Genomic DNA, 5,519 nt, shown 5'->3' with positions numbered 1-5,519 from the left:
TTTATCTTAGAATGCTCAGCAACCGTTTTAAGGAGGTTTTTTTGTTTTTACGTGAAACCGTAATTTATTGTTAAAAGGTTGTTGTATGTTTGGAATAATATTACGGAACTAATGCTATATTAATTTCGTGAAAAAACATGTTATATCCAATTTTATGAACTACATCTCTACAAAACAAAATCAACAATCAATGATTGATTTACTAAAAGCACAAAGAATTGCTTATAGTAAATGTAAAAGTTATCAAATATTCGATACTGTATCAATATTAATTGCCATAATTACTCCAATCATTGGTTTTGCTAAAAATAGTTCTCTAGATGTTTTAACAGTTATTGGTGTAATTTGGACAATATTGTATTTAGTTTTTGATACTATTAGAAAAAGCAAATTGTCTGTAGGTGCAAAAATACAAGAACAATTTGATACAGAATTATTCGATATGCAGTGGAACAATATTTTGTGTAGGGAAAAAATTTCTGTAGATACAATAACTGAATTGTCTAATGAATATCAAGATAATGATTTACAAAATTGGTACTCTCAAGAAATAACAACTGACTTAGATAAAAATATTGCGGTAATGTTATGTCAAAGAATTAATCTGTCGTGGGAAAATACACTTAAATATAAATTTTCTAAAACATTACTAATTAGTGTAATTCTGTATTATGCTATCTTCTTTGTTATAGTAATCTCTATAAATTATGGTATTTATGATACTATGAAAATACTTTCCCCTACAATACCCTTTTTAGTATACGGAGTACAAAACTTTTACAATGTTAAATCTCAGAGAGATACTAAAAAGAACATAATTCAAGACATTGATAATGAGTTAATGAATTATTCTAATACAAGATCATTACCATCAGATACAATTTTAAGAAATATACAAAATGTTATTTTCAACGAGAGAAATAGTATTGAAAAGACACCAGATTGGTTTTACAAAATATATAAACAAAAATTTGAAGACCATACAGATGAAGTAATTAGAAATATAAAAAACAGCTTTTAATGTCAGTATTATCACATTTAACAAACTTATCAAACACTATTAAAATACAAGATTCAGAAAGGTTTAGTATTGATAGATCAATTAATAATTTAAGTACAAAAGTTGGAAATCACCTGTATAATGTTAAAAGAAAATTTGTCTTCGGTTCTTATGATAGAAAAACAATTTTAAAAAGATATTATGATTCTAGTTCAGACGTAGATTTTATGATTGTTTTCTCTGATGCAAATTCTTATACGCCTCAAACAATGATGAATCGTATAAAAACATTTGTTCAAAATCAATACTCACGTAGTGAAATTTACCAATCTTCTCCCACAATAGTTTTAGAATTAAATCATATTAAATTTGAATTAGTTCCAGCTTATGAAAGTTGGGGTACACTTTACATTCCTGCTCCTGCTTCATCTTATACAAGATGGATTTCTACTAATCCAAATCAAATAAAAAATGATTTAAATAATTGTAATCAATTAAATAATTATTTAATACGAAAAGTTGTTAGGTTATTAAAATATTGGAACGTAAAAAATAATAAAGTGTATAGTTCTTTTGAACTTGAAAGTAATATTACAGGAACCACTTATTGGTTTTGCATTAATCTCAAAGATTATTTATTTAAAGCTATAAATAATTTGCCAACATATAATTTACCAGATTACAAACTTGTTAAAGTAAATCGTTTAAAATCTAAAATAGCTGAAGTATTAGAATTGGAAAGAACTGGATTTCTACTAACTGCAGAATCAAAAATTAAAGAAGAATTTTAAAACTGCTTATAACATCGGAAACTGTTGCACAACTCCAATTTTAGCTACAAAAACACAATATAGTACAAATAACAACCTCACTAAGTGTTTTAAGCGAGGTTTTTTGTATTACACAACAAGGTGTAAAATATAGTTTTTTTTATATATTTGAGTTTAATTTTACGAAATTTTTCTTATTATTTATTTCGTAAATTACGATGTTAGCGAAATACTTTAAGTATAAACATCCAAATTATTTAACATCCAAATATAGTACATATCCCAAAGCTTATTCTTATATTTGTAAAAAAAATACAAATTTTAAAATAAGAAGAAATGATTGAAGAATTTAATTTCGGAAACTTTTGGTCATTTAAGGATGAACAAACCTTAAATATGACTGCTGCAAAAATTAAATCATTTCATCCGTCAATTGATAAGCGTAATGTAATTGAAATTGATGATAAAATGTCATTAATTAAATCCAAAGCAATTTATGGTGCAAATGCTAGTGGTAAAAGTAATATTATTAAAGCATTAGTTACTTTTATTCGTATTGTAACATCATCTGTAAAAGACGATAAAATTTTAAATATTATTGAGCCTTTTAAATTATCAGTAGATAAATTAAAAGAGCCAACTTTTTTCCAATTGGTATTTAGAATTAAAAATATAAAATACAGATATGGATTCGAGGCAGATGAAAATTGCATTAAAAGTGAATGGTTATTCTATACTCCTAATAAACGAGAACAAACTTTGTTTATTAGAGAAGAACAAGAAATTCTAGAAGTCAATGATAAGCATTTTGAAGAAGGCAGTAAATTCATTTCGTTACTTGACGACGATGAAAATACTATTTTTAGAACTAATTCTTTGTTCTTAACATCATTAGCTTCATTTGGCTTTGGTAAAATGTCTAAATCAGTAATTAAAGCAATTTCTTCAATTATTGTGATCAATGGTTTAGGGCATAGTGGTATGTACTCAGCTGCTGGTGATGCATTGGATGATTTAAATAAAAAGAAATTTATTTTAGACTTTTTAAAAAATGCTGATACGGGGATTAATGATATTGAAAATATTGAAATAACTAAAGATAATTTACCAGAAGATGCTGATGATGATTTAAAAAAAGAATTTAAAAAGGGAAATATCATCGTTTCTAGTCGTAGTCAATATGAAGGAAATAAAAAAGTTGGCAACGTTCCATTTGTATTAAGTGGACAAGAATCAGAAGGAACTATCAAAATGTTTGAATTAAGTCCATTCATCTTTAATGCATTAAATGAAGGTCGCACTTTAATTATTGATGAATTTGATTCAAGATTTCATCCACTTTTAACTAAAAAAATTGTTGAACTTTTCAACTCTGAATCAAATAAAAATTCACAATTAATTTTTACAACTCACGATACAAATCTCTTAAGTTCAGAAATTTTACGAAGAGACCAAATCGACTTTGTAGAAAAAGACAAATATGGTGCAAGTCATTTATATACTTTAGTTGAAATTAAAGGTGTTAGAAACAATGCATCTTTTGAAAAGGATTATATTCAAGGTAAATATGGAGCTATTCCATTCTTAGGTAATTTTTCATCTCTATTAAATTTTGATTATGCCGAAACCAACTAGAGCTGTAAAAAAGACAGATAAGAACAAAGCTTGGAATAGAAAAGCTAAACCAAGTAGTTATCAAATAGAAACTATACCGATAAGAAAATCTATTTTAATAGTTTGTGAAGGCCAAACTGAAAAATTATATTTTGAATCATTTCCAGTTCTAGGTTTGAAGGTTGAAGCTGTAGATTTGGGAGGTCAATCAAAAACTAAGCTAGTTGATAGCACACAAAAAATAATAGAAAGCTCAGAATATGAATATGATGAAGTATGGTGTGTATTTGATATGGATTTTAAAAATGGTGCTGATGAATATGCTGATTTTGACAATGCAATTGAAAAAGCAAATACACTAGGTAACGAAGTTGCATATTCAAATGATTCTTTTGAATTATGGTTTTATTTACATTATAATAAAATCGAAGCTCAACAATTAAGAACATTTTATTATGAGCAATTGAGCCAAAAATTTGGTATTAATTACGAAAGAGAAGGAAAAAAATATGCATTTTGTCAAAAAGTTTATTCTATTCTATTAAATGATGAACATGCCTCTCAAGAAAGAGCAATCAAAAATGCTGATGAGTTATATGAGAGTCAAAAACATTTGATATATCATAAACAAAATCCAGTTACAACAGTATATAAATTAGTACAAACTCTGAATGAGAATGTAAGAAAATAAGTTCTTCCGCTAATAACTAAGCTTTCTTCTAGCCCGGAGGGGATGAGATGTTTTGCAAAATTATTTAAGACAGAAAATAATAAAATATAAACCTCGCTTAAAAACTCTAGCGAGGTTTTTTTACATTAATAACTAAAAATATAGTTAGATAATTTAGATGATTCCCTAAAAATCTGATTTATATGCTAATACTTCTGGGTTGTTTTTTATAAAAGATGTTACTGTTAATCTATGGACACCTAATATGCGACCGATGGCACTGTATGAAACATTCTTTTCTAATAACTCTTTAATTTGTTTTTCTTGCCCTGTTAATTTCGTTTTAGACGACTTTCTGCCTTTAGGGCGTCCAAGTATAACACCTTCTGCTTTTTTGCGTGCTAAAGCTTCTTTGGTACGTTGAGAAATTAAATTACGTTCTATTTCAGCAGAAAGACCAAAAGCAAAAGCTAATACTTTTGAATTAATGTCGCTACCTAATCTGTAATTATCTTTAATAGTCCATACTTGTATGTCTCTATTCATACATTCGTTTAGTACCCCCATTATCATTAGCAAGTTACGTCCTAAACGAGATAATTCGGAACATACTAAAATGTCGCCAGGCTTCATTTTTTTTAATAATTTACCTAATTTACGATCTTCTACTTGCTTGGCTCCTGATATTGTTTCTTCTATCCATTTGGTTACGAATAATTGTTGATTATCGCAGAACTGATTGATCTCGAATCGTTGATTTTCTACTGTTTGTTTGTCTGTACTTACTCTGATGTATCCGTAAATCATTCTTCATTTAATTTGATGCAAAAATGATGAGAAATTGTCTAAAAAAAATAAAGACTATTTTTTTATACAGAAATGAAACTACTTTAATTATTCAATAAAAAACTGATTAAAATAATCGACCTATTTTACGAGGCAGGGACATCAAAAAATACAGTTATGATTTTGCTGATTTATGGTTAATTACGTCCCATAATGGGATCAAAGAAAAGGGCATAAAACCAATAGATATAAATAATTACCCTGCGATTAAAGCACATTTAGATCAATTTTATTCTCAACTTGAAAAAAGATCAGATAAAGGAGATACACCTTACAACTTAAGGAACTGTGCTTATATGGACGATTTTTCTATACAAAAAATTATATATCCTAATATGACAAAATTTTTACCTTTTGTATATGACTTAGATGGTGTTTATGTAAATCAAAAATGTTTTATTATCACAGGTGAAAATATAGCTTATCTGACTGCATTTTTTAATTCTAAAATTTTTAAATGTTGTTTTAAGGATAACTTCCCAGAACTTCAAGGGGGAACTAGAGAATTAAGTAAGATTTTTTTTGAAAAAATTAAAGTATTAGAAGTTTCAAATAATATCAATTATGAAATTAATGTACTAATTGATAAATACAGAAATAATGAAATTAAAACAGATGA

General features: G+C 26.9%; 6 protein-coding genes. 5 read left to right on the top strand and 1 reads right to left on the bottom strand.

Going from position 1 to position 5,519, the window contains the following annotated elements; all coding sequences use genetic code 11:
- Window positions 1-154: 154 nt before the first annotated feature.
- From B4H69_RS08570 to B4H69_RS08555, 4 genes are all read left to right on the top strand, one after another.
- Window positions 155-1,021: an S-4TM family putative pore-forming effector gene (locus B4H69_RS08570; protein ID WP_291093521.1), complete on the top strand. Its 867-nt coding sequence runs from the start codon at window positions 155-157 to the stop codon at window positions 1,019-1,021.
- A complete protein-coding gene (locus B4H69_RS08565; RefSeq protein WP_291093518.1) occupies window positions 1,021-1,791 on the top strand; it encodes an SMODS domain-containing nucleotidyltransferase in 771 nt (256 codons plus the stop codon). The genes B4H69_RS08570 and B4H69_RS08565 overlap by 1 nt, the downstream gene beginning before the upstream one ends.
- Window positions 1,792-2,106: 315 nt before the next feature.
- Entirely contained in the window at window positions 2,107-3,405 is a 1,299-nt protein-coding gene (locus B4H69_RS08560; protein WP_038330387.1) for an AAA family ATPase, read from the top strand.
- The gene (locus B4H69_RS08555) at window positions 3,389-4,075 is read left to right on the top strand and encodes an RloB family protein (RefSeq protein ID WP_038330386.1); all 687 of its coding nucleotides are present in this window, start codon (window positions 3,389-3,391) and stop codon (window positions 4,073-4,075) included. The genes B4H69_RS08560 and B4H69_RS08555 overlap by 17 nt, the downstream gene beginning before the upstream one ends.
- 165 nt (window positions 4,076-4,240) lie before the next feature.
- Here B4H69_RS08555 and B4H69_RS08550 read toward each other — a convergent pair whose 3' ends face one another.
- On the bottom strand, window positions 4,241-4,861 hold the full coding sequence (locus B4H69_RS08550) for a master DNA invertase Mpi family serine-type recombinase (protein WP_038330384.1): 621 nt from the start codon (window positions 4,859-4,861) through the stop codon (window positions 4,241-4,243).
- A 122-nt stretch (window positions 4,862-4,983) separates the two neighbouring features.
- Between B4H69_RS08550 and B4H69_RS08545 the strand changes: the two genes are divergently transcribed.
- A partial coding sequence (locus B4H69_RS08545; RefSeq protein ID WP_349679662.1) for a TaqI-like C-terminal specificity domain-containing protein occupies window positions 4,984-5,519 on the top strand: 536 nt, incomplete at its 3' end.

Origin of the sequence: Empedobacter sp. UBA6745, assembly GCF_002453775.1 — a bacterium.
GTDB lineage: Bacteria > Bacteroidota > Bacteroidia > Flavobacteriales > Weeksellaceae > Empedobacter > Empedobacter falsenii_C.
This window is presented reverse-complemented; position numbering and strand designations above follow the sequence as displayed.

Excerpts from the sequence above, each read along its gene's own strand:
- B4H69_RS08550 (WP_038330384.1), bottom strand. The coding sequence starts at position 4,861 with ATGATTTACGGATACATCAGAGTAAGTACAGACAAACAAACAGTAGAA.
- B4H69_RS08565 (WP_291093518.1), top strand. The coding sequence starts at position 1,021 with ATGTCAGTATTATCACATTTAACAAACTTATCAAACACTATTAAAATA.
- B4H69_RS08570 (WP_291093521.1), top strand. The coding sequence starts at position 155 with ATGAACTACATCTCTACAAAACAAAATCAACAATCAATGATTGATTTA.
- B4H69_RS08560 (WP_038330387.1), top strand. The coding sequence starts at position 2,107 with ATGATTGAAGAATTTAATTTCGGAAACTTTTGGTCATTTAAGGATGAA.
- B4H69_RS08555 (WP_038330386.1), top strand. The coding sequence starts at position 3,389 with ATGCCGAAACCAACTAGAGCTGTAAAAAAGACAGATAAGAACAAAGCT.